The sequence below is a fragment of the Escherichia sp. E2562 genome (assembly GCF_005781075.1).
In the GTDB taxonomy this organism is placed as follows: Bacteria; Pseudomonadota; Gammaproteobacteria; order Enterobacterales; family Enterobacteriaceae; genus Escherichia.
This window is the reverse complement of the sequence record NZ_VATM01000025.1, coordinates 1-21,885: the sequence shown is the minus strand read 5'-3', so window position 1 is coordinate 21,885 and position 21,885 is coordinate 1. Positions and strand designations below refer to the sequence as shown.

Below are 21,885 nucleotides of genomic sequence, written 5' to 3'. Positions count from 1 at the left end.
ATTTGTTAATAGACGGCGGACAATATCTATTTATCCGGACTAATCTTCCTTAAGGTGCTTTATTATTCTGTTCATTTTGTCTGAGACAGACACACGAAACAGTGTGTAACTAAATTCATTCAAGTGCTGTTGTAATAAATTTGGTTTTTGCTCACCCCTCCAGCTACATGTTACTGATAATAAAAACTAACGAATGTTAATGATTTTCTGTTGATAATGGAGTGTTAGGATGATTATGTGTTAGTGCGTTTTTTTCAATAAGAACATGTCGTTGCGCGCGTCTATTGTTATAATTCCTGGTAGAGGGGGCGTTAACAAGAGAATATAGGTCTGTCTGCTATGTGAAATTACAGCATAAAATTCCGTTATTGATATGTTAGCTGGTGAGGATACTGTTATGATTTATCTCTGATTTATGTTTATATTTAGTGATATCAATGGGTTGATTGGTTGTTGTATTTTCATTTTGTGACATTTCATACTGATTTTTGTTGTCTGGTTTCTTTTTTGTCTAGGGTGTTTATCTTAATTTTTTTTTGGTGATGACAATTGTTGGGCTTAAAATGATAAATAAGCGCAATTTTTTGTGTGATTTGATTTATTGTTGTAATGAAATGTATGGCATTATAACGATATGGCTATGCTATTTATCTGCTTTAATACTCTGTAATGCCGAACTTAAAGGATTTGATATCTTCAGGTTTGAACACCGTTAAAGGACGTAATTGGCTAACTGAAACGTTGATTAAGGTGGCAGTGAAAATATCAGAATCCAATTAGGTTAAATATATTCATTAATGGCAGCATTTCCACCATTTATTATGACTAATTGCTGTTGCGGTATAACTGAACAATTTATCGGTGCACAAATGTCAGTCAGAAGACATACACCAGGTTATAAGGATGAGAGCGATGTTGAAAAGTGTATTACTTACCGGGGCAGGTTTACTTGCATTAATGCCATTGGCATATGCTGACCAGAGTGTCAACTTTTCTCCTGAGAGTGTGTCAGTTGGAACTTCTCTTTCGGTGTTAAACGGGGAGTCTCGCGAATTTATTTATGATGAAGGTGTGAAGTCGAGCCAGCTTAACTGGAAAATAAACAATGCGCCGGTTATTAAAGCTGGAATTACCTGGGACCCATTATCATGGTTGTCGCTGAATGCTAATGGGTGGACGACGTTGGCATCTCGCGGTTCTGGTATGGATGATTATGACTGGTCTTATCCTTCGCAAAGCCACTGGAGCGACAGGTCAAGCAGTCCTGACACGCATCTGAATTTCGCTAACCAGCTTGATCTGAACGTAACCGGCTGGTTGCTGAATGAAGATAATTTGCATCTCGGCGCAGTGGTTGGGTATCAGGAAACCCGTTTCAGTTGGCTGGCTGAGGGGGGGCATTATACCTATGATAATGGTGCGAATGTGGGCGATTTCCCGCGCGGTGAGCGCACCATTGGTTACCAGCAGAGATACCGGATGCCTTACTTAGGGCTGACGGGGAAATATGTTTACCAGGATTTTGATATCACTGCACAGTTTAAATTCAGTCCGTGGGTAGAAGCTCGCGACCACGATGAGCATTACATGCGTGACCTGAGTTTTAACGAAACTGCCAGTAATTCAAACTATTACTCAGGAACTATCAACGCGGGATATAATATTACTTCCCAGGCTCGTGTCTTCACTGAATTGAGCTGGACGCGTTTCTCTGAAGGCAGGGGGGACTCAACTGTGCATGATAAAGTCACAGGTGACTCTGAACATTACAATGATGCTGCAGGTATTCAAAACTATAACTACGCCATTGGCGCAGGGATTGAGTACCGCTTCTGATGGTTAAATGCGTCTTCGGGGGGCAGTAAACGCCCCCGAATTTAAATAAAAATTACGTAGTTACAACATCCTGATAATTTACCCATCCGTTGCAGCAGCCGTCTTGCCAACATTAAGTACCTTTAGTCAGTAACTCTCTGGTGAAAAATTCAGTTATCCGGTATGTATAGCAATTGCTACACAGCAATAATCTGCTATGCTGTATAGCAAATGCTATACGGAGTGTTACCATGAAATCAGATGTCCAACTCAACCTTCGCGCCAGAGAATCCCAGCGGGCGCTGATAGATACGGCAGCAGAAATTCTGCATAAGTCGCGCACGGATTTTATCCTCGAAATGGCTTGCCAGGCCGCAGAGAATGTCATTCTTGAACGCAGAGTATTTAATCTGAACGAGGAGCAGTATGCCGAGTTTATCGATATGATCGATGCGCCGGTAGAATCTAACCCAGCATTAGAAAAACTTCTGGCAAGGAAACCACAGTGGGATTTGTAACTCAGCCTGAACCTTTATCGAGTTCTCATCAACTTGCGGAATTTGTTAGTGGTGAGGCTGTTCTGGATGAATGGTTAAAACACAGGGGATTAAAGAATCAGGCGCTTGGGGCTGCGCGGACGTTTGTTATCTGCAAGCAAGAGACAAAACGTGTAGTTGGTTATTACTCACTTGCAACCGGTAGTGTGAATCATGTCGAAGCAACGGGAAATATTCGCCGTAATATGCCTGACCCCATACCGGTGATTATCCTGGCTCGTCTGGCGGTCGATCTTTCGTTCCACGGTAAAGGACTGGGCGCCGATCTGCTTCATGATGCGGTGTTGCGCTGCTACAGAGTAGCTGAAAATATCGGCGTTCGCGCCATTATGGTTCATGCGCTTACCGACACTGCCCGACGCTTTTACCTGCACCATGGTTTTAAAGCATCACAAACGCAGGAGAGAACGTTGTTTCTCAGACTGCCGTAATAATGGGGGGCAAGGGAGATTGAAATGTGCATACTGAAGCCCTCCAGATACGATATTTAACATAATCTTTGTTATATGTACTTTAAAATCAATAAGTTACTTTTTTATGCGATTCATTGTACGCACTTAGGCATGGCTTGCGATAAATGTCACTCGGCCCCAGTCGGTTAACAGAACAGCAATATAGAACATTAAGCGCGATAGGTCAGTTATAGACGCGGACGGCGCTGTTGAGTGTCTGCTGTGAAGCAGACATTTAATTAAATAAATGACGGGATAACGATATTGCTCGTTCTCCACGGTTTACGGATTTTAAGCAAAGCTTTTTGTAAGTTATCAATTGTCACAGATCCAAGAGCAATCCTACAACGCTTATAGCGTTTATGCCTTGGGGTATACCCTAACTGTGCGACCATCGCTTACCACAAGCGAAAATTTCAATTTCATCTGGCGTGAGCCAACAACAATGAATAGCGGGTCCTTTGGGTTTCGATCACCGGTAGTTACGGTTAATCATCTTCTGCTGTACCAAGGGATGAAAAGGCTCAGGGTTCCTCCCCAGAATACGCCATCAATAAGTCCTGTTACACCGCCAAACAACATACAAAAACTTGCGGATGACCGTAATCCCGGTTGCAGATAAATGGCTGAAGTAAGTATGAACTTCATGCAAAAAGTAATCACAATCAGCCCCAGGGTCAGCGGCGTCCCAGCCCTGATAATCATGCCCGGATTATCTGAATCTCTCAGCGGTGGCTGTAAGCGCCACAACCTGTATCCAAGAGCCGTGCCTGCGAGCAGTCCTGCTGCCATCATTGAAAGGCTTGCGCCAGCAAGTGCTGTCTCAGTGATAACACCATATGCCCCCCAGACAAGAAAAAGCACTGGGAGAAAAAACAACCGCCTGATTGTCATCTCCCGGACATAAAGAGCAGCAAAGCCGCGTCGCAGTAAAAAAGCCAGCAGGATCCATATCCAGACAGGTGTATCTCTTAAAAAGATTGCAATATTCATAAGTTGTCCCAGTTACGAAAGTTAATCTTTTTCAGTACAGGTGAATCGGCACACCATTACTTTTCAGTGGTATTGTTATTCGATATTTTATTTCCTGACCGAAGAATTTTCTGCAACCTGCGTTGTTGCCATAAGGCGATTTTCCCTCGCATGATAAACACGCGTATTCCCCTGAGTATGACAAGTCCTCCCCATATAACAGCTACCACAACGGACCAGTAACTTTCCGGGGTAAACAGAGAGTTAATTATCATTAATGCTGTGCATACCAGAACAGCAGTAACCAGAATCCGATAAAACCGGGTTTCCTGTGCTACCTGAATTTTGGCTTCGCTGATGCGTTCATCAAGAGCTTGGCTGGCAACGTAAGTCTCTTCCGAGAGATCAGAAACATTTATATCAAAGGCTGAAGCAATCGCACTGAGTGTTTCCAGACTCGGCTTCTGGCCTTTTTCAGTTCGCTGCACAGTCCTTACAGAAAGAGAGGTGACTTCAGCCAGTTGTTCCTGCGACCATGCCTTTCTCAGACGATATGTTTTCACCTTTTCAGCGACAGTCATCATTGTTCCCGTTCTCTGCAATGTCTGTGACAATAATACTTGCACATCAGTCCGGCACCGTATACGACACCACCATGACAGCAAGGCGACACGCCAGTGTCATAAGGTCGGACCCCTGCACATTCAGTTGGGTCTGGGGTTGGGTGACAGCCGCAGCTTCCCGTTCTTTCCGTCGACTTCCAGCATCAGCGGAACGTCTGAATTTATGCTGAATATAGAGAAACTGAAGTAAAAGAGGAGCAGGGTTACCCCTTACTGGTGATGCCGCAGTAATGATGATTATCTCGTCTTATCCGGATTCCGGTCACAAGGTTATGCTCCGTTTTTGTGGATAACCAGCTGTCCGTCAGCATGGATCAACATATCATTCACCCGGCATAGTGGATTACCTACATACGGCTCGCGAGTCCTGCGACCAGTGTCTGTCATGATGGTGGACGCAGGGCTACCTGCGGCAAACTCCGATTCAGCCATGAAGCACACTATACCGGGTGCGCACTTTCACTGGATCCACTACACAGGGTACAGCTTTCACTTCAGTATCATCGCGTTATCAGAGCCGATCATCATTCACGATACACTGTACCAGGTAAAGTTTCCTAACCGTGCCATCACGCTATCAGGTATGGTGGCAATGACGTGATCCACTATATCGGGTACTGATCACATTCTTGGCTAAAATACACACAAAACACACAGAAAAGTCAGAAGAAAATGGACTGCATCGGGGTAATGGGGCTGACGCCACCCGGTGTAGTGGAGATGCACTATACCTGTATGGTCGTTTTTATCCGCGATCGCGGCTATCGCAGTGTTTATCCCGTAAAGCGGATAAAATGCGTTTGCAGATTGACTTTATCCTCACTAAAGGATAAAACTGAAAATATCCCCTAAAGCGGATAAACTTCTTGTGGACGTATGGCATGATAAGCTTTCCGATGATCTATAGCCCAACGCAATTAGCAAATGCAATGAAACTGGTTCGTCAGCAAAATGGCTGGACGCAGAGCGAGCTGGCGAAAAAAATCGGTATAAAACAGGCGACCATTTCCAATTTCGAAAACAACCCTGACAACACCACGCTAACAACATTTTTTAAGATATTACTGTCGCTTAAGCTATCAATGACGCTATGCGACACGAAAAATGCCTCGCCAGAATCAACTGATCAGCAAGATCTGGAGTGGTAATGCCTAAGCTTGTCACGTGGATGAACAACCAGCGGGTAGGCGAGTTGACGAAGCTGGCCAACGGTGCCCATACCTTTAAGTATGCGCCGGAGTGGTTAGCCAACCGTTATGCCAGGCCATTGTCGCTTTCGCTGCCATTGCAGAGGGGGAATATCACCTCTGATGCCGTATTTAACTTCTTCGATAACCTGTTACCCGATAGCCCGATTTTACGCGACCGGATCGTTAAACGTTATCATGCTAAATCCAGACAACCGTTTGATTTATTGTCAGAAATAGGGCGAGACAGCGTTGGCGCCGTGACGTTATTACCAGAAGACGAAACCGTAACGCGCCCGATAATGGCATGGGAAAAGCTTACTGAAGCCAGACTTGAAGAAGTATTAACGGCTTATAAAGCAGATATCCCGCTAGACATGATTAGGAGGAAGATGACTTTCGCATCTCGGTTGCTGGCGCGCAGGAGAAGACCGCGCTGCTCAGAATGGGCAATGACTGGTGCATTCCGAAAGGAATAACGCCGACGACGCATATCATTAAATTGCCGATTGGTGAAATCAGGCAGCCCAACGCGACGCTCGATCTCAGTCAGAGTGTTGATAATGAGTATTACTGTCTGCTGCTGGCAAAAGAATTCGGGTTGAATGTTCCCGACGCAGAAATCATTAAAGCGGGAAAGGTGCGCGCGTTAGCGGTCGAACGCTTTGACAGACGCTGGAATACTGAACGAACGGTTTTACTTCGCTTGCCGCAGGAGGATATGTGTCAGACATTCGGTTTACCTTCATCGGTGAAATATGAATCTGACGGAGGCCCAGGCATCGTGCGGATCATGGCGTTTTTAATGGGGTCCAGCGAGGCGCTTCGCGATCGTTATGATTTTATGAAATTCCAGGTATTCCAGTGGTTGATTGGCGCGACGGACGGCCATGCGAAAAATTTCTCTGTGTTTATCCAGGCCGGCGGTAGTTATCGACTCACGCCATTTTACGACATCATTTCAGCATTTCCGGTATTGGGTGGCCCGGGAATACATATCAGCGATCTCAAACTGGCAATGGGGCTTAATGCATCCAAAGGCAGAAAAACGGTAATCAATAAAATTTATCCGCGACATTTTTTGGCGACAGCAAAGGCACTGAAATTCCCGGAAGTGCAGATGAATGAAATCCTGAGTGACTTTGCCAGAATGATTCCCGCAGCACTGGATAACGTGAAGACTTCATTATCGGCAGATTTTCCGGAGAACGTGTTGACGGCAATTGAAACCAATGTGTTGAGGTTGCACGGTCGGTTAAGCCGAGAATATGGAAATGAGGGTATGAATTGATTAGATAAATTGATGTTTTTACAGATTTTGCTGCTGTTTCAAGTGTCTGATCATCACCTTTCCCTCTGGCATAAACTCGGTCCCATACCGTACAAGTCCGATACCTCTCAGTTCCGCATCTATGGCGTAACGCAGCTCCCCGGGCACTTGCTGTTCGAATAAAGTTACATTAAGGGACTGCAAACGTGGTTCATACTTGAGTAGAACACCGGCCAGCGTATCGATTAGCTCGTGGGCTGTTCCGGGCATGCCTTGCAGAATTTTGGTCATATCCGGCAAACCATAATCTGGTAGATGAGATATGGTCCCGGCCCGGGCGTTCAAGATACGCTGGATGTTATCCAGCACGGATAAAATGACCTGGTCTTCTTCGTTTACAACTTCAAGGGGAAGATCCCCTGTAAAGTTGCCAGTGAGAATTTCATATAACGATGGGGATTTTCTATTGGACATTTAGACCTCAAGAATCCGCTTCAGAGTCTTTAAAAAGCGGGAGGCCTTGAGATTTTCTCCACACCCTCACAATTTTGATAATATTATTGGGGTTCCCGTCTTCTGGTGATTCAGGATAGGCTATTAGGTCTCCTTGCTTAGGGTGCTCAGTAATAACTATGAAATGGTACATGAGCTTATCTAAGTAAGTATCTAATTCTTTCCCTTTTAGAAACTTATCTTTCCTTGTTGCTTTTCTAAATTCATGTAAGAATTCGAGAAATTCATTTTCAGTGTAATCATTAAACGTACGCATAAATTCAAACATATTTTTCTGTCTGTAATTATGGATTTAATAAAGTGTCATTTACTCTTGGAATTACATAGGGTTATAACGTTCTAGTTTAAATATCTTTGAAAATAGGAAGGCTTTGGGATATTCTCCAGTTTAAAACTGCCTCAATCAATCCTTCCGGAGTACATTTTGAATTATCCTTTGGGTGAAATATTAAATCGCTCTTTTCAGGATGCTCCGTGATTTTGTCAAAGTGATTCGATAATTTTGTCAAATAATCACTAAGAGATTCCCCCTTTGGCTTTGCTTTTCTTGAATTCTTAAAAAATTCATTCAAAAAAGCAAAAATTCTTGTTGTGTATATTCTGAAAATGAGTTTTTAAGTTCCATAAATTACCTTCTATTCATTTTGTGTGGTTTTATGAATCTTTAAAAAGAGCTAATCCATGGTTTTTTCTTGATTTTTTATTTCCTTAATTACGGATTCTGGATTGTCTTCTTCTGGGTGTTAGGGTAATATATAAAATCACTCGCAGTAACTGAGCCAACTAAGTAAATGATTTTATCCAAAAGCTTGTCCAAATAATTTTCTAATTCTGTATTGCTTAATGATTTTTTTGATACTTGCTCGGGATAGAATTCACTTACAATTTCGGTGAATTCGTTCTCTGTATAATTGGAAATGTTTTCGCTCATCTCAGTTACATTTATCATTTCGTGTCTCCTATTTACCATAGTGAATAAATTTATGTTGAAATCGTGATGCCGATTTTACCATTCACACTGGTCTGCGCCAGACCGCATGGCATAAACCTCAGAGATCATCTTGGGCGAAAGTCATTTTGCGGGAATGATGTTAGTTATGGAGAAGTAGGAATTCCTTTAGCTCATTAGATAAATTTTTTTGCTCTACGTAATGTTTTTTCTTTTCCAGAGATAGCCTCCCCCAGAAAGGGTGCCAATATATACTCCACCATGCTTCTATATCGCCTTGTAGACTTCCGAATGTTTCTACATCCCGGTTAGGGAATACAGTGCTCGGTAGCGGTGGTTCTAAATATAAAGCGTAAATATTATCAATGAGGTTGTTGTCATTAGTTATTATATCTACTGCTGTTTGACCAAATTCTTTAAATTGATAATAGTGAAGAGTGCTGTTTTTGAGCGAATAAATAGCTTTATTGCTGGTTATCTTTTTGTTGAACCTTTCCTCGATCGTATCAACTAGCTTTGCTAAGTCATCGGATTTAATCATGAACCTGGTTGAGTATGCATATACCCCGCTCCCAACAAAAAAGAATGGTGGGTATCTTCTTTCTGAGTCTGGGATTGTGATAAAGGTATTTTCAGAATAGATATCCTGAAGGTTATTTTTTTTTGCTAAATAAACGATCGAAATTAATTTTCATCAATATAATCCGCAACCAAGTCCGCTCCATAATATCCAGCGACTCCGAATATCATTCCCCAACAAGTCCATTTTTGTTACTAAATTAAGACCGTTACGCAGCAGTCATGATGATATTCTATTCATGATTCTTTGACCTAGAAGTCCTTAAATAATGGAAGCTCTTGATATTTTCTCCATTTAATTATTTCATTTAATGCACCTTCAGGTGAATCATTTTCAGGTGTGTCTGGGTAGTATATAAAGTCACTAACTTCTCCGGTCCCAACCAGTACAGTCAACATATCAAGGAGATTATCTAAATAAGTTTCTAGCTCGTTACCCTTAGGTGATGACGATGATCTATGTTCTGAGTAAAATTCATTCAAGATTTTCATGAATTTATTTTTAATATAATCTTCCAATTTGTTTTTAACACACCTATTGTTAATCATAATCAGCTTTGCATTCCTCATAATGTGCAAGCAGAAATGTTTGGTTAGATTATCTCATCAGATAGCCATATTGAGTTCAGGTATTAATTCTTAACTATCTTTAAAAAGTGGAAGCCCTTGGGATTTTCTCCATCTTATTATTTCCCCGATCACCCCATCAGGGCTATCTTCACGGTCGTCTGGGGGATAGAATAACAATCCATTACCTTCAGGGTGATTTACAATTAGGTCAAAGTGCGCAACTAAATTATCTATATACTGCTGCCGCTCTTTTCCTTTTAATTTTTTTGGGTTCGTGAAAAATTCATTTAAAAAGGTTCTGAACTCATCCTCTGTATAATCCTCAAGCTTTGGCTTAAACTCCATAAATCACCTATTTTTCTTTGAGTGTAAATTAATATGATTTCTAACTGTGTTTACGCGCATGTTTTCAAAGTCATAAACAGCCCCACCATCAATAATACGTTCTATATGGTGTATTTCAAATCTTTTTCTTCCACCAACTTGTTCTGGCACTATGCTGAAAGGAGCATTCCCATCTCTTATTTCCATCTGGTTAACCCTTTTAAACTGACTCATCAATTCAGGACATTCTGCCACAGCAAGCCAAAACTCTTCTCTAAAATGGTCAAAGTTACGGAAGGATTTTCCTCTAAGTTTATCAGCAACCTGCGCAGGTACAGGTGCCCCCAGACCAGAGCTCGCAGCCTCAAGCCATTTCTCTGAACCTGATAGCGTCTCCCCCTTCCCTGTTGCCACACCTGGCTCATCCCTCGCGGTTTTGAGATAAACATAAATCGGCTTAATCCCTGAATCCGCAGGGAACACCAGAATGTAATCGTTAAGATCGCGTTCTTCCGGCACCGGGAAAGGTGGTGTCGTGTATTCATCTTTACCGTCAGGAATTGGCGTGACGAGTATTGTTGCCTGGTCTATTGGCTTGATGTCGCTGCCGGTATGTGAGGGAAGGTCACTGCCCTCAGGTCTCTCTGGCGTCCAGGTAATCAGCGGACCATCGGCACCGTGAGCTGGAGTGAACTCATATTGATTATGCTCACTATTCCACACCATGTTTGCTGTGCGGACACCTTCATACGGGGTACCTTCACCCGTATGGACGCCATAGACCCGCATGTTGCCCTGTTCATCCTGGCGCCAGAAGAATCTCACCCGGGTTGTCGCTTTTGCCCCGGTGATGGCTTTCTGCCGCAGCTCTTCCTCGTACCAGAATTCATCCCGGCCAGGAACCCTGTCACTCCCCTCGCCCGCAGATGGAACGTAGAGTGCGGACATCATCGCTCCTACATACGGAATTCCCCGGGCCGCGCCCAATACGCCGGTCAGGGACCATTCTCCCCAGACCTGGGTCATCACGCCCGTAGCAGCCCCAAGAGCAAGTGGTGCAGCCGTTGCCTGAGCGCCCCCGGCGTCAGGCTTACGCTTTTTGGCTGACTGGGCATGCTGAACGACTTCATCATCTGCATGCTCATGCTGATGGCCATAACCGCAGCAGTCGTCCTCGACAGGCTGGGCAAAAATTGTCATCTGTCCAAAGTTATCAACGGGCTCTTCGGCAGTACCGGCATCCGTGCAGCCTTTCTCCTTCAGGCAGGATTTTGCATACACCGGCGTCACCCACGGGGTGAGCGTTTCGGGATTGAATTCTCTCATGGTCGCTGGAGGCGGTAAGGATAAGGCCTCCGGAGGTTTAGCACTGGCTGATGCCGCCATCGTCCTTTTCACCTTCCGTACATACGACGCTGTCGTACCATACTCGACCTTCCCGGCCTCAAGCTTCAGATAACTGCCACCACCAATCAGCGTGATACGTTTTTTTCCGGCAAAGGAGATGTCACTCGCTGAGCTCAGCGTCAGCTTCTTCTCAGCGAACAACCGCATACTGGCGTTTTGCGCCTGGACATCTATTGGCCCTTCCCCGGATTTCAGGCTCAGTTGACCGGTGCGGGCAAAGAGCCCCAGCTTCTCCCCGGTCAAAGCGGTCGCATTGCCCATCACTCCAGCACTGAAGTCTTCTCCGGCGTTAAGCGCAAGGTTCCGGCCCGCGGCCAGCTGCATATCTTCTCCACTGGTCAGTGCCATGCCTTCCGGCGCCGAGAAAAGCACCGCTTCATTGAGCGGTTTCAGCCGCTGCTCAAACATCTGTATCTGGCTGTCGACATCCCCCTTCAGCGCCAGGGCCTTTTCTGCGGCCATTTCCAGTTGTTGCAGTTGCTGATTAAGCCTGTCGATTTCCTTCAATGCAGCATCCATGTCCAGAGCATCACCCTGCGCTTTCGCCTGGACATCCGCAGCGACAAAGAGTCCCTTTCCTGCTCTCAGGACTCCCCACTCATCGGTGCGCAGCTCTGTGCCTTTACCGCGAAGTTGTCCTTTGCTGTTCACCAGGTGCCCGTTGTTGAGCTGCGTTTTACCGTATTCCGTGGCGAGTTTGATGTGCTCCTCACCACGCTTGTCTTCCATCCGCAATTTTGAGTTGGCCGGTGTCCGGAGGATGTTCCGGGTATGATTGTCCCGGTTCACAAGATCGGGATGTTCGGAGTCGTGTAGTGCACAGGCGATGTACGGCAGATCAATATCGCCATTGCTGTACGCAATCGCCACTTCGGTGCCATCGATGAGCGGCGTATGCCAGCCCAGCGTTTCACCGGCATAAGGCTTCGCCATCCGCAGCCAAAGGTAGCCGTAACCGGGTTCCGTCCCCTCCCGGTCGAAGTCCTGCTTCACCCGATAGCGCCCCTGCTCATCCAGATGTGCGTAGGTATCATTTTTTTCGCGACTTTCGATCCGTGCCGGAAGCGTACCCGCGATGACCGGACGCGGGATCTCTGCCGGACGGAAGCAGTAACGTTCGGTGTAAGGCTGGCCCCAGACCGACACATGCAGACGGGAATCACGGGCGCCCCGGAAGGTCACCAGCGTAAGGATGACGCCCTCTTGCAGGGCCGTAATGACATCGCCCTGCGGCTCCAGCACCTGCCCGGGTGTGAGGTGTGCAGCATTGCTGAACAGGTGAATACGGGCCGACCTGTTGAGCTCCCGCTCGTGGTGAAGTCGGGCCCAGAACGCGCCAGATTCGGTTTCCGGCTCCGGGCTGGCATCGTCTCCCGCTTCACGATAAGGGGCTGCGTAGCGGTAATGCTCCCCGGTGGTGACCACATCATTACGCACGCTGACCGCCGCATTCATCGGCATGGTGGCTGTCCGGTAGTTGTAATCACGCGTGGTGACAGTGCCGGTGGCAATGTTGTGCCAGGTCCGCACATCCCAGACCGATTCTGCCACACTGTCGAACAACCCCGACGGCTCGCTGTAGGGCAACTGCACATCAAACTGATAGTTAAGCTGGCTGTCGGCCAGTATGTAAGTATCCAGACCGCGCACGTCGTCCATCTCCGTACGCCAGTAAATACCCACCTCAGACAGAATGCGCTGAATGAACTGCAAATCCGTTTCCCGCCACTGAGTGATAATTTCACGTGGTGGGTAGGTGCGCTCCAGTCTGAATTCAAAATCGGGACCTTCCAGACCGTGTTTACGCAGCACCTGCTCAACCACCTCAGGAACAGACTGGTTCTGATAGACCACGCACTGTCGGGTATATCCCAGGAGCGCCAGGCGCGAACTGATCGTAAGCCGGTAGTGAGACTGGTCCTTTGAGGTGGAAAGCCATTCCAGGCGGGTCACCATGCCGTGCACACTTTTACCGCTCCGCATCCGGAAAGAGGCATATTTCATCAGCACCTCTTCCGGGGGGATATTCGCCTGAAGCGTTGTGAACTCGATGTCCCAGCTGAAGGGTTCGCTCAGTGCTTCCCTGCCGTAAAAGCGCAGAACATCCGGCTTCACTGAGCTGTCAAAAATATCCAGAAAATATCGGGTCTGTCCGTCAAAAAGCGCTAACCAGTTATCCATCACGTCACTCCTTCACCGGCACGAGGCTGAGCCAGCCATCACCCAGTTCAATCGTGCGGGGGGTGTCCGGGTCCAGATCGTCACGGGTCAGCACCAGGCGCCAGCGGTTGTCCTTCTGATCCGGGCGGTTAAATAATCCCACCACCGCCACGAACTGAGCGTCTTCATCCATGGGCATATTGAGTGTCATGCTGCCTTCTGGCATCACCAGCAGCTCTTTAGACGCCAGTACGTCGTCTTTAAGTACCGTATCGGCATTGCGCAGCAGTGTCTGGTAATCGGCGGCATCAACCGCTTTACGATCCCTGAGCTGATAAACTCTCACCATCGTTGCCAGCGGTGTCTGTGCGCCATCAGCGTTAATGGCCGTACGCGGGGTAAAATCCAGATGCAGCGTTTTGATTTTCTTGTAGAAGATGGATTTCGTGATGCTGACCGTACCGTCCGTGACAGTCTGAGTCAGACCGCAGCCAGCGAGCAGGCTACAGGCAATAAGCGTCAGCGCCCACCAACGGGTTACTGTTGCCATTCAAAAGTTCCTTTATTGAGAGTGGGAGTACGTGATTATTCGAAGCGGTAGTGCCCGTCTTCAGCGGACGGTAGCGCAGAACATTGCAACCCTTCATAGCAGCCCAGACTGACGGTCAGACTTCCCCGACTATTGCTGAGCTTGCCTGCTTTCAGGCCCAGCAAGCCGGTGCGGCCCAGCTGGATACGTCTGCCTTTGCCAAGGCGTGGCTCAGGCAACAATCGTACGGGTACGGTGAGGCGCAGTCGGGCGTCACTGCGGTAGCCGAGATAAACGCGCAGCAGGACCAGTAAATCGGTATGGAGGAAACCACCTGGTAACCACCCTTCGGCTTCCTCCGGATCTTCTGTCTCCAGCGTCACCAGTACCCGACTGCATGCTTCCTTTGCCGTTTTACCCAGCGTGGCTCGCTGAGAAAGACAGATGCGGTTCCCGGTACCCAACCCGCTACGGTTATCGATATGGACCTTAACCGGATCGGGCTCGGTGATAATTGCCCGGGTATTCGGTGCCAGTAGGCTTACCAGGGCCCGAATGCCTTCTGCATTGCGGGTGGGTAATCGCATGGTACCCAGCAAGGCCAGAAAGCGTGAAACCGGCGTTGCCACCTGTTCAGCGGTGCCCGGTATACCAAGGCCGACCAGCCCCAGCAGACACTGAGATGTGGCATCGCGGCCACCTGCCTCGAAGGTGGCCGGCCAGGCGTATTTCCGCCAGATCCGATAATACTGGGTGGTGATACGGTGGCTGAAAATATCCAGAAACGAGGTAACTGCCTCGTGCCCTTCGCGGCGCTGCGCAATGTCGTCCAGCCAGGACGTCGGCAGAGGGGAGTCCACGCCATATATCCCCAAAAATGTCGTACGGACCGTTGGGGGTAATTCCGGGTGGTCTTCGTCAGTCTCCACCGCTTTGAGGGTGCTGACCGGGAAACCCATACCAGGCCAGGGCCTGAAGCGGACCGGATCGTTGGCTGGATGGCTGGAGGCGCCCAGTTTCGGCGCGTCCGGATTTTCCTGCTCCAGCAGCTGGCAGAAACGATAAAAATTGGCCCGCCAGATATCTTTGCTCAGGACTAGTGTTAGCCCGGGACGTACTGGCTGTGATTCTCGCGCCATCTCAGTCGTTTTCCTGTCGGTTGCAGCACCAGCGTAAGCTGGTTGAAGAGGTGAATATCAGCGTAGCGCGCGAAGAACCGGTGCAGCATTTCGCCGAAGAGATTCACATCCCCCTCGCCTGCAAAATTATCCATGTTCAGCGTGACCTCTATGTCTACGCCCCGGAGCATAAAGCCCTTCTCAAAACGGCGGATCAGGGTGTGCTTCACGGCGACGATAGCTTCAAGCCGACGTCGGTTCATTTCATCATCGGTCCAGTCGTACAGCGCCAGCGTTCCCCGCAGGACTTCCGGATTGTCCATCATGCTGAGGAAGTTTGAGCCGAGGTGGCTCATCACCCGCCAGTGAAAACGGTCGTTTGCAGGGGGATACAGCGGTATCGTCGGTGCGGTGACGTTCAGTACCCTGACGGGCACTTTGCCGGTTTTTGCCACCCTGTCCAGGAGCGTACTTTCCAGCGCTGTGCGCGGAAGCTGCCCGTTGGTACCGGTTATTCGCATCGAAAGGGATTCTGGTTTATCGGACAGCTGCTCCAGCTCGAACGAACGCCCCCCGAGAATCAACCAGGTGTCATACAGGCCAGAGGGGCCGCGTTTCACGCGGGTGTGGTAATAACGTTCAGGGGCATCGTGGCGCATCATACCGCCCCGGTGCCGGAAGCTGGTGAACGGTACATAGGGGTGTTTGCCATTCTTTACCGCGCCATGGATATCATCGACGCTGTAAATCTCGGTGTGACCATCCTGAAGACGCAACGGCCTGAGCAGGTATTCGTTATCCAGCGGGTTAAGCGTCAGCGGATCGGCCTCCAGGGTGAAGAGGTTGATGACCGGTGCACAGTGCAGCCGGAAGTTTTCCGTTTCAAAAGGCAGATCGGATGACCAGGCTTCACTGAGCACGATGTCGATTTCAAACCAGGAGCTGGCTTCAGTTAGCCCGATGGTGTCGAGGCCACGCAGTTCAACAAACATAAATTTCGGTCGGAAGCTGAAATACTCCAGCAGCAGCTGGTAACCACTGAAGGCAGTATCGGCTTTCTTCCACAGGCCGTCATTGTCGTCAAAGCCCATGGGTTTGCACCAGCCATCAAACTGATGACGTTCGGTGTATGTCCCTGAATGGCGGGCGTACATGGCGTGAACGCGACGGGTCAATGCCAGGTGGAGTGCTGAACTGATCGGACTCTCTGCGTTGAGGAATATGGCGACTTTGTCGATCCCGGCTTTGCTCCAGTCCACTTTTTCAGGGCATTCGAAGCGCAAACGGATAGCAGAGCGGCCATCGGTTTCAGTATGAAGGCGGGCATCCGCAAGATGCAGTGGTTGCAGAGGAACATCGCGAGTCGTCCGGTACTGGCAGGCGGTTTTATGCGGCCCGACAGGGCGTGATTGTACGGAGAAACCTTCGGCAAGAAGTTCAGCCTGACGAAGGCCACGCCAGTCAGGAGAGAATTCGACGATAGCCAGCGACGGGATGGTCCGCATATAGTGTGGCCACAGCAGACTCACCAGCCCTTCGGTCAGTTCCGGCAGGTCATCATCCAGCTTCTGACGCAAACGGCCCATCAGGAAGGCAAAACCTTCAAACAGGCGCTCTACATAAGGATCGCGGGCGCCGGGTTTATCCAGATTAAGCATCGCTGCCCGATCCGGATGGGCACGGGCGAACTCTTTGCCCGCCTCACGCAGATAGCGCATCTCTGCTTCGTAATAGCGAAGGGTTAAATCATCCATGCATGGTATTCCTGAAAATTATTAAAGAGAATATTAGCCACAGAGCACCATGGCACTGGCCGGGTCAATGGCGATCAGACCCACCAACGGGCTTTATCAGATTCACTGTGACCGGCTTTCATTCGTAGCAGCTTCAGGCGTTGGGCCAGGACTTCAAACAACAGAGCGGGCTCCGAGTCTTCCAGCGTCAGCACTGGCGAAACGTCATCTACCGGCATGGGGCAAGTGAATCGGTTTCCCGCCACTTATCAACCTGACTGAATACACCTGAAGACCAGCCATCTACCTGTTTAGCAAAGGCCAGCACAGGATGAATGCCTCTGTTCATATTTACTCAACACCTTCAGTGCCAGCAGCAACGTTAAAAATGGACGCGGGCAGCGTAAATCCCTGTAGCTTTAGTAAGGCTAGCGGACCGTCGCCCAGCTCGCTGCGCATGATGAACTTCAGAGGATTGCCATCGGCGGTGATCCACACCAGTTGTGTACGGCTGGCATCGAGTGGAGTGATCAGGGCTTTGTCCAGCAGGCGAATGAAGCCCCAGTTACCCTGGTTACTGGCGAAGAGTTGCATACCGCTGTTTACACTACGCCAGATGAGCGACACACCTGGATAGTAAGTATTCCCCGGCCAGGTGAAGCTCTGCCAGCTTTCCATCTGATTGAAGTAATCCAGGTTCTGCTCATCGAGGGTAAGCTGCACTCTGGCAACATCCCGTGAAGGACGCGCCATCAGTTCGAAGTGAACACTCGCATCGCCCTGAGAGAACATGATATCTGACAGTTCCGCCAGCTGATTAATCGCCCGGAGAAAATCCGGACTCACAACCATCCCCTGACTTGCGGAAGGATCAACGACCCAGCGATTCCCTTCCTGGCGGAGGATCCCGCCGAGATTAGTTTTCAGGAAGGTAGTGATTCGACCCGAGTCGCTACGCAGGAACTGAGCCAGTAGCGGCAGGGAGGCATCGCTGCCGGTGGCTTTAAACGGGTACCGTCCCGCAAAGGCCTTATTCCACTGATCGACAATGGTTGTCTGCCAGCGGACATTGAGGCTACCCGCAGCCGGGGCAATTACCTGCCGCCAGGCCAGATCAAGCGGTTGCACAAATAACGACTGGCCAAATCCATTCCACCCCTGCCCCAGACTCGCCGCAACCAGACTGCCGTAGTCGCGGGTATCGGTCAGATCGATGGCTTTGCCCTGGAATACTGTCTGGGCCAGCATCTGCGACATAGCCTGCGGATCCGGGGCGCTGGTGACTTGCTGAAGCTTCAGCCGCACCTGAGTTACGCGGGCCAGCCAGGACTGGAAACTGAGGTTACCGTTGGCACCGGTACCCTCTTTACCTTCCATAAGCCCCATCAGCGGTCCAAACACGCCATCAAGCGGACCTTTAGGGCCCTGTGCCTGTTCAATAAACTGTCTGGCATTTTTTTTCTGACCGATCAGCTTTTTCGCTGAGTCCACGATTGAATCAGCCAGAGCCTCACCTTTCTGCCCTGTTTTCCCCTGCCAGGCCAGCGTGTTCATCAGTGCCACTAGCGGGGACTGGCGGACATCACCGATCAGACTGAGCTGGGCAATCGCCTCAGACAGTGACGTGGCTTCCTGCCACTGTATGCTGTTGACCATGTTGAGCCAGGCGTTACCAAAATCGGTGAAATAGCGTTCAGTCAGGCGGGCCTTCAGCGCCTCCGGGGAGATATCGCTCCCTGTCTGATGGGTCTTGTCCGACAGTACCCAGTCAATTTCATCGCGGCGGGTTTTCACGACCTCATCAATCGCATCCTGTACCTGCTCTTCCCAGGCCTGACGCGTAAACATTCCAGGAACGACTTCATCAGTGCTGAATACCGTTGAGGCATCGGTGTCGCCAGTCATATCAGCAAGCGTTAAATCAGGCCAGTTGCTGGCCACGCGCTTAAGCATCTCCTGATATAACCCGGACTCAGCGTTCCGCTGGCCAATTTGCTTAAGCAGAATTTGACGGACTGTGCTGATTAATTGGGCATCAGGCTTAATTTTCCATTCCGGATGAGCCGGGAGGTTTTGCGCATAAAAACCCAGCAGTTTCGGTGCGATGTTCTGCCATATGCCATCCGGCACATTCTGGCGTTTCGGTAAGGCTTTCAGCGCGTTTTTTGCCAGCCAGCCGGCGTCCGCTTTGTCCGGACGCGCCAGCATCAGATAACTTTTGAGCACGTCATAGGTATGCTGTGTGCCTTGCGTTCTGGCATCACTGGCAGGAGGAAGTTGCACAAACGCATTCAGCTGCTGCCTGAGACTATCTGCTGTGGGATCCCTCATCAGCTGTGCGTTATTTTTCGCATACAGGGGCCAGAGTGCAGCCAGCGTATCGCTGTCCTGATTAAGACCAAAGCGGGTGTACCATGGCGCGCCGGTCGCCTCGCGATGTTGCAGACGGGCAATAGCCTGCTGGAGTACGAGCTGATTGTGCAGACGCTCAGCCAGTGGTTTTGCAGTATCCGCTGCCTGCCTCGCCGTATCCTGCGCCTGAAAAATCTGGGTACGGTTAACGATCAGGGACAGTAGTGTAGCGGCCCCCCACAGGACAATCAGGGAAAGCAGAATTAACCGCAGCATCTTCAGCCAGTCGAAGCCCAGCTTCCTGCCGCTGACGGCATCACAGTCATCAATGACGGTTTTCCAGGTCAGTGTGTTGGGGCGTGTGTTTGGGACCGAACCGACGACGGCCACTTCAGGACTGAACATGACCCCTCGTAAACGAAAGGCCGCAGATCCCTGCATCAGCCCGCCGAGCAAAACATCCAGACTGGCTTTCAGCTCCTGCCGCAGTCGGAGGGATAACTGAAGCAGACCGAAATCAGCCGGATTATTCAGTATCTGTGCCATACCTGCTTTTTGCAGATGCAGTGCCAGTGTAGAAAACCCTTCACCCGCGCCTTTCACGGTACCATCAGGCCCGAATATGACCCCTGTCGCAGCAGTTTCCGCGCCCTGCTGAGCATCGGTGGCGTTGTCAGTCAGCCACAGCCAGACAGGCGCCTGCCAGCCCAACTGATGGTCGGCTTTCTGACGGTAACGCAGGAGGGCATCTCGTTCGCCATCCGTCGGGAGAGCTGAAATACTCATCACCTGAATGATGCCATCAACCGGTTGCCCGGATCGCAGGCGCTTCAGTTTTGAAAGGAAGATCTCGTCCGGAAGTGACTGCGCGTCACCGCCATAAATCAGCACATTGCTGTCGCCTTCCTGCCAGAGGTCATTACACAGGCCCGGGGCAGCTTTGTGAACGTCGTCCTGGTTGCCCATCACCAGAAGGAGTCGCACTCTACGCTTCCAGCGACGTCCATAGCGAAAGCGCAGGTGTTCGGACACGGCGTCTTCGCTGAAGACCGGTTCATCGTCGTCTTCTTCACCGGGAATGGTGTTCATTACCGGAGTGACGCTCTCTGCCTTTTTCCGTCCCCACTGGAAATACAACCCAGATTTACCGGCGAAGTCGAAAGCCTTCTCCGTCAGCCAGCCGAGTAAAAACAACGTGGCAACCAGTATGGCGCAGAATGTGAGTATCCGTGGGCCGTCATACGGACCGAAACCGGTGGCCGAAGCTACGTTTTCCGGAAAGGCATAAAACAAAAATGCCACGATGGCTGTCAGGAAAAAGGCGACAGTTACAACGGAGCCGATGAGAGTTTTTACTTTTACCTTAGACATTCTTAGGCGATTCCTTGCGAACTTCTTCTTTGGTGATGACGGCGATCCAGATGTCGTCCTTGTCAGCGGCGGGTTGGGCGGCGATAACCTGCGGGCCTCGTTGTGCAACGCCAGTATTGGCAAGCGTGATGGCCAGCCATGGAGCCGCATGGCCCGTGTATCCCAGAATTGGATCGATACTGAAGTTGTCCTCTGAAAGGCTAAATTCCACCCCGCTCTGCTCGCAGGCATTATTCCAGCCGCTTCCAGAGGTCAATGTTAGACCGGTGATCCAGCTTCCTTTGAGTTCACCGGGCCGGGTTTTCGCCCAGAGCAGCGCCCGGGTGAGTGTCTTTGTGAGCGTTGTTTCTGCTCCCCTTTCGGGGCGATGAAGGAGGAGTGCATCCGGCCAGGCGTGGGCTTTGCGGTTGCTCAATACCACCATCGAGATGGCATCTGCGTCATATTCCCGGGGAGACGCCGGTAATGACAGCGTGATGGCAACCAGAATGCCCGGATTGTCCCATCGTTTGTCCAGCCAGGCATCGAATGCGCTCAGCCCTTTTCCGGACATCAGGCGAAAAATCCTGCCGGTCTTTAGTGATAGATCGGCTTTAAGCTGCTCTTCAATCAAGGGGTACAGATCGTTATCACAATCCAGCACCAGCCAGCATGGCAGCTCCGGCGGAAGCGGCTGAACGATCCCTTCTACACGCGTGGTCAGTTTAGTCATCGCCGCTGTCAGGGCCTTTGTTAAATCTGCCTGGTATTCTGTTAATGCCGCGTATCTGACCGGTTTGTCACATCCTCTTGGGCGGGAGAAATCGATAGCGGGTGCTGCGGCCTTCATTGCCTCAAGCAGGTCATCGGTTTTGTTTCCCGCCGGGGCCTGAATGTATGTACCGAGGATCCAGGCGCAGCGCTGACCGCGAAGAATTTCACTGTCGATAAGAGCTTCACGGTCGACATTACGCGACTCAGCTCCGACCTGCTCTGCTTTATAGGCAACCCTGCGTAAACCGAAAATAAGCCCCCATGTGCAAAATGGAAGGCCCAGAGTGGTGAACCAGAAGACAAATCCGGTTCGCTCTGATGTCCAGCACCACAGTGTAAGCGCTATGCCCCCCAGCATGACAAACGCGAGGAAAAGCAACCAACGCCCGGTGCCGGGGCGCGCTATTTTTGTGGCCTTTTCAGGGATGGCATCCAGCCAGACGGGCATAATCAGGCAACCTTTGCAGCGGTAAATGAACTGATCAACGTACAACCACAGGCGCATTTGTGACCGTGAAACGCAACCGGGATACCATGGTCAAGGTAATCAGGGTTGCCTTCTACGATGATTGTAAGGCCATGTCCCAGAACCGGACATGACACTTTGTCGCCTTTTCGGGCAACACCGATACCACCGAATTTCATCGTTTC

Annotated in this window: 18 protein-coding genes and 4 pseudogenes; 5 read left to right on the top strand and 17 right to left on the bottom strand. The window is 49.7% G+C overall.

Annotated features, from left to right (window positions below; genetic code table 11):
* The first annotated feature begins 912 nt into the window (after window positions 1-912).
* From FEK43_RS21780 to FEK43_RS21770, 3 genes are all read left to right on the top strand, one after another.
* Complete coding sequence (locus FEK43_RS21780; protein ID WP_135408889.1) at window positions 913-1,836, top strand: omptin family outer membrane protease; 924 nt, start codon at window positions 913-915, stop codon at window positions 1,834-1,836.
* A 230-nt stretch (window positions 1,837-2,066) separates the two neighbouring features.
* A complete protein-coding gene (locus tag FEK43_RS21775; protein ID WP_130209503.1) occupies window positions 2,067-2,333 on the top strand; it encodes a DUF1778 domain-containing protein in 267 nt (88 codons plus the stop codon).
* Window positions 2,321-2,803: a GNAT family N-acetyltransferase gene (locus FEK43_RS21770; protein ID WP_130209501.1), complete on the top strand. Its 483-nt coding sequence runs from the start codon at window positions 2,321-2,323 to the stop codon at window positions 2,801-2,803. Before FEK43_RS21775 ends, FEK43_RS21770 begins: the two co-directional genes overlap by 13 nt.
* 513 nt (window positions 2,804-3,316) lie before the next feature.
* On the opposite strand, the gene FEK43_RS21765 is transcribed toward FEK43_RS21770, so the two are convergent.
* The 3 genes from FEK43_RS21765 to FEK43_RS22880 form a co-directional block, all read right to left on the bottom strand.
* The gene (locus FEK43_RS21765) at window positions 3,317-3,817 is read right to left on the bottom strand and encodes a DUF6622 family protein (RefSeq protein ID WP_130209499.1); all 501 of its coding nucleotides are present in this window, start codon (window positions 3,815-3,817) and stop codon (window positions 3,317-3,319) included.
* A gap of 56 nt (window positions 3,818-3,873) precedes the next feature.
* A complete protein-coding gene (locus FEK43_RS21760) occupies window positions 3,874-4,377 on the bottom strand; it encodes a helix-turn-helix domain-containing protein (RefSeq protein WP_135408928.1) in 504 nt (167 codons plus the stop codon).
* A 312-nt stretch (window positions 4,378-4,689) separates the two neighbouring features.
* Entirely contained in the window at window positions 4,690-4,851 is a 162-nt protein-coding gene (locus FEK43_RS22880; protein ID WP_165382765.1) for a hypothetical protein, read from the bottom strand.
* 449 nt (window positions 4,852-5,300) lie between these two features.
* Here FEK43_RS22880 and hipB point away from each other — a divergent pair, with 449 nt between their 5' ends.
* A complete protein-coding gene (gene hipB / locus FEK43_RS21755; RefSeq protein ID WP_130209497.1) occupies window positions 5,301-5,567 on the top strand; it encodes a type II toxin-antitoxin system antitoxin HipB in 267 nt (88 codons plus the stop codon).
* Window positions 5,567-6,897, top strand: a pseudogene (locus tag FEK43_RS21750) (type II toxin-antitoxin system HipA family toxin). The gene hipB and the pseudogene FEK43_RS21750 overlap by 1 nt, the downstream one beginning before the upstream one ends.
* A gap of 18 nt (window positions 6,898-6,915) precedes the next feature.
* On the opposite strand, the gene tssE reads toward FEK43_RS21750, so the two are convergent.
* The 14 genes and pseudogenes from tssE to FEK43_RS21675 form a co-directional block, all read right to left on the bottom strand.
* Complete coding sequence (gene tssE / locus FEK43_RS21745; protein ID WP_130210702.1) at window positions 6,916-7,350, bottom strand: type VI secretion system baseplate subunit TssE; 435 nt, start codon at window positions 7,348-7,350, stop codon at window positions 6,916-6,918.
* Window positions 7,351-7,357: 7 nt separating this feature from the next.
* On the bottom strand, window positions 7,358-7,657 hold the full coding sequence (locus FEK43_RS21740) for a bacteriocin immunity protein (protein WP_130210704.1): 300 nt from the start codon (window positions 7,655-7,657) through the stop codon (window positions 7,358-7,360).
* 823 nt (window positions 7,658-8,480) lie between these two features.
* Window positions 8,481-8,879 (bottom strand): hypothetical protein, encoded by a 399-nt coding sequence (locus tag FEK43_RS21725; RefSeq protein WP_130210706.1) that lies wholly within the window; start codon window positions 8,877-8,879, stop codon window positions 8,481-8,483.
* 290 nt (window positions 8,880-9,169) lie between these two features.
* Complete coding sequence (locus FEK43_RS21720; RefSeq protein ID WP_167850503.1) at window positions 9,170-9,466, bottom strand: bacteriocin immunity protein; 297 nt, start codon at window positions 9,464-9,466, stop codon at window positions 9,170-9,172.
* A gap of 90 nt (window positions 9,467-9,556) precedes the next feature.
* Entirely contained in the window at window positions 9,557-9,832 is a 276-nt protein-coding gene (locus FEK43_RS21715) for a bacteriocin immunity protein (RefSeq protein WP_130210710.1), read from the bottom strand.
* 3 nt (window positions 9,833-9,835) lie between these two features.
* A pseudogene (locus tag FEK43_RS23230) lies at window positions 9,836-10,663 on the bottom strand (S-type pyocin domain-containing protein); the annotation flags it as partial.
* A 501-nt stretch (window positions 10,664-11,164) separates the two neighbouring features.
* A pseudogene (gene vgrG, locus FEK43_RS23225) lies at window positions 11,165-13,399 on the bottom strand (type VI secretion system tip protein VgrG); the annotation flags it as partial.
* Window positions 13,400-13,403: 4 nt separating this feature from the next.
* A complete protein-coding gene (gene tssJ / locus FEK43_RS21705; protein WP_135408881.1) occupies window positions 13,404-13,928 on the bottom strand; it encodes a type VI secretion system lipoprotein TssJ in 525 nt (174 codons plus the stop codon).
* Window positions 13,929-13,963: 35 nt separating this feature from the next.
* Complete coding sequence (gene tssG / locus FEK43_RS21700; RefSeq protein WP_130210716.1) at window positions 13,964-15,046, bottom strand: type VI secretion system baseplate subunit TssG; 1,083 nt, start codon at window positions 15,044-15,046, stop codon at window positions 13,964-13,966.
* Window positions 15,010-16,779 (bottom strand): type VI secretion system baseplate subunit TssF, encoded by a 1,770-nt coding sequence (tssF, locus tag FEK43_RS21695; protein ID WP_135380915.1) that lies wholly within the window; start codon window positions 16,777-16,779, stop codon window positions 15,010-15,012. The genes tssG and tssF overlap by 37 nt, the downstream gene beginning before the upstream one ends.
* Window positions 16,780-16,812: 33 nt before the next feature.
* Window positions 16,813-16,979, bottom strand: a pseudogene (locus FEK43_RS21690) (type VI secretion system protein TssA); the annotation flags it as partial.
* Window positions 16,980-17,109: 130 nt separating this feature from the next.
* Window positions 17,110-20,481: an ImcF-related family protein gene (locus tag FEK43_RS21685; protein WP_135380917.1), complete on the bottom strand. Its 3,372-nt coding sequence runs from the start codon at window positions 20,479-20,481 to the stop codon at window positions 17,110-17,112.
* Window positions 20,474-21,682: a hypothetical protein gene (locus tag FEK43_RS21680; RefSeq protein WP_135408879.1), complete on the bottom strand. Its 1,209-nt coding sequence runs from the start codon at window positions 21,680-21,682 to the stop codon at window positions 20,474-20,476. The genes FEK43_RS21685 and FEK43_RS21680 overlap by 8 nt, the downstream gene beginning before the upstream one ends.
* 2 nt (window positions 21,683-21,684) lie before the next feature.
* Window positions 21,685-21,885, bottom strand: a 201-nt coding sequence (locus FEK43_RS21675; protein WP_138158703.1) for a PAAR domain-containing protein, incomplete at its 5' end; no start/stop codon positions are given.

Excerpts from the sequence above, each read along its gene's own strand:
- FEK43_RS21775 (WP_130209503.1), top strand. The coding sequence starts at position 2,067 with ATGAAATCAGATGTCCAACTCAACCTTCGCGCCAGAGAATCCCAGCGG.
- FEK43_RS21740 (WP_130210704.1), bottom strand. The coding sequence starts at position 7,657 with ATGTTTGAATTTATGCGTACGTTTAATGATTACACTGAAAATGAATTT.
- hipB (WP_130209497.1), top strand. The coding sequence starts at position 5,301 with ATGATAAGCTTTCCGATGATCTATAGCCCAACGCAATTAGCAAATGCA.
- FEK43_RS22880 (WP_165382765.1), bottom strand. The coding sequence starts at position 4,851 with ATGGCTGAATCGGAGTTTGCCGCAGGTAGCCCTGCGTCCACCATCATG.
- FEK43_RS21715 (WP_130210710.1), bottom strand. The coding sequence starts at position 9,832 with ATGGAGTTTAAGCCAAAGCTTGAGGATTATACAGAGGATGAGTTCAGA.
- FEK43_RS21720 (WP_167850503.1), bottom strand. The coding sequence starts at position 9,466 with ATGATTAACAATAGGTGTGTTAAAAACAAATTGGAAGATTATATTAAA.
- tssJ (WP_135408881.1), bottom strand. The coding sequence starts at position 13,928 with ATGGCAACAGTAACCCGTTGGTGGGCGCTGACGCTTATTGCCTGTAGC.
- tssG (WP_130210716.1), bottom strand. The coding sequence starts at position 15,046 with ATGGCGCGAGAATCACAGCCAGTACGTCCCGGGCTAACACTAGTCCTG.
- FEK43_RS21725 (WP_130210706.1), bottom strand. The coding sequence starts at position 8,879 with ATGATTAAATCCGATGACTTAGCAAAGCTAGTTGATACGATCGAGGAA.
- tssF (WP_135380915.1), bottom strand. The coding sequence starts at position 16,779 with ATGGATGATTTAACCCTTCGCTATTACGAAGCAGAGATGCGCTATCTG.
- FEK43_RS21760 (WP_135408928.1), bottom strand. The coding sequence starts at position 4,377 with ATGACTGTCGCTGAAAAGGTGAAAACATATCGTCTGAGAAAGGCATGG.
- tssE (WP_130210702.1), bottom strand. The coding sequence starts at position 7,350 with ATGTCCAATAGAAAATCCCCATCGTTATATGAAATTCTCACTGGCAAC.
- FEK43_RS21680 (WP_135408879.1), bottom strand. The coding sequence starts at position 21,682 with ATGCCCGTCTGGCTGGATGCCATCCCTGAAAAGGCCACAAAAATAGCG.
- FEK43_RS21765 (WP_130209499.1), bottom strand. The coding sequence starts at position 3,817 with ATGAATATTGCAATCTTTTTAAGAGATACACCTGTCTGGATATGGATC.
- FEK43_RS21685 (WP_135380917.1), bottom strand. The coding sequence starts at position 20,481 with ATGTCTAAGGTAAAAGTAAAAACTCTCATCGGCTCCGTTGTAACTGTC.
- FEK43_RS21780 (WP_135408889.1), top strand. The coding sequence starts at position 913 with ATGTTGAAAAGTGTATTACTTACCGGGGCAGGTTTACTTGCATTAATG.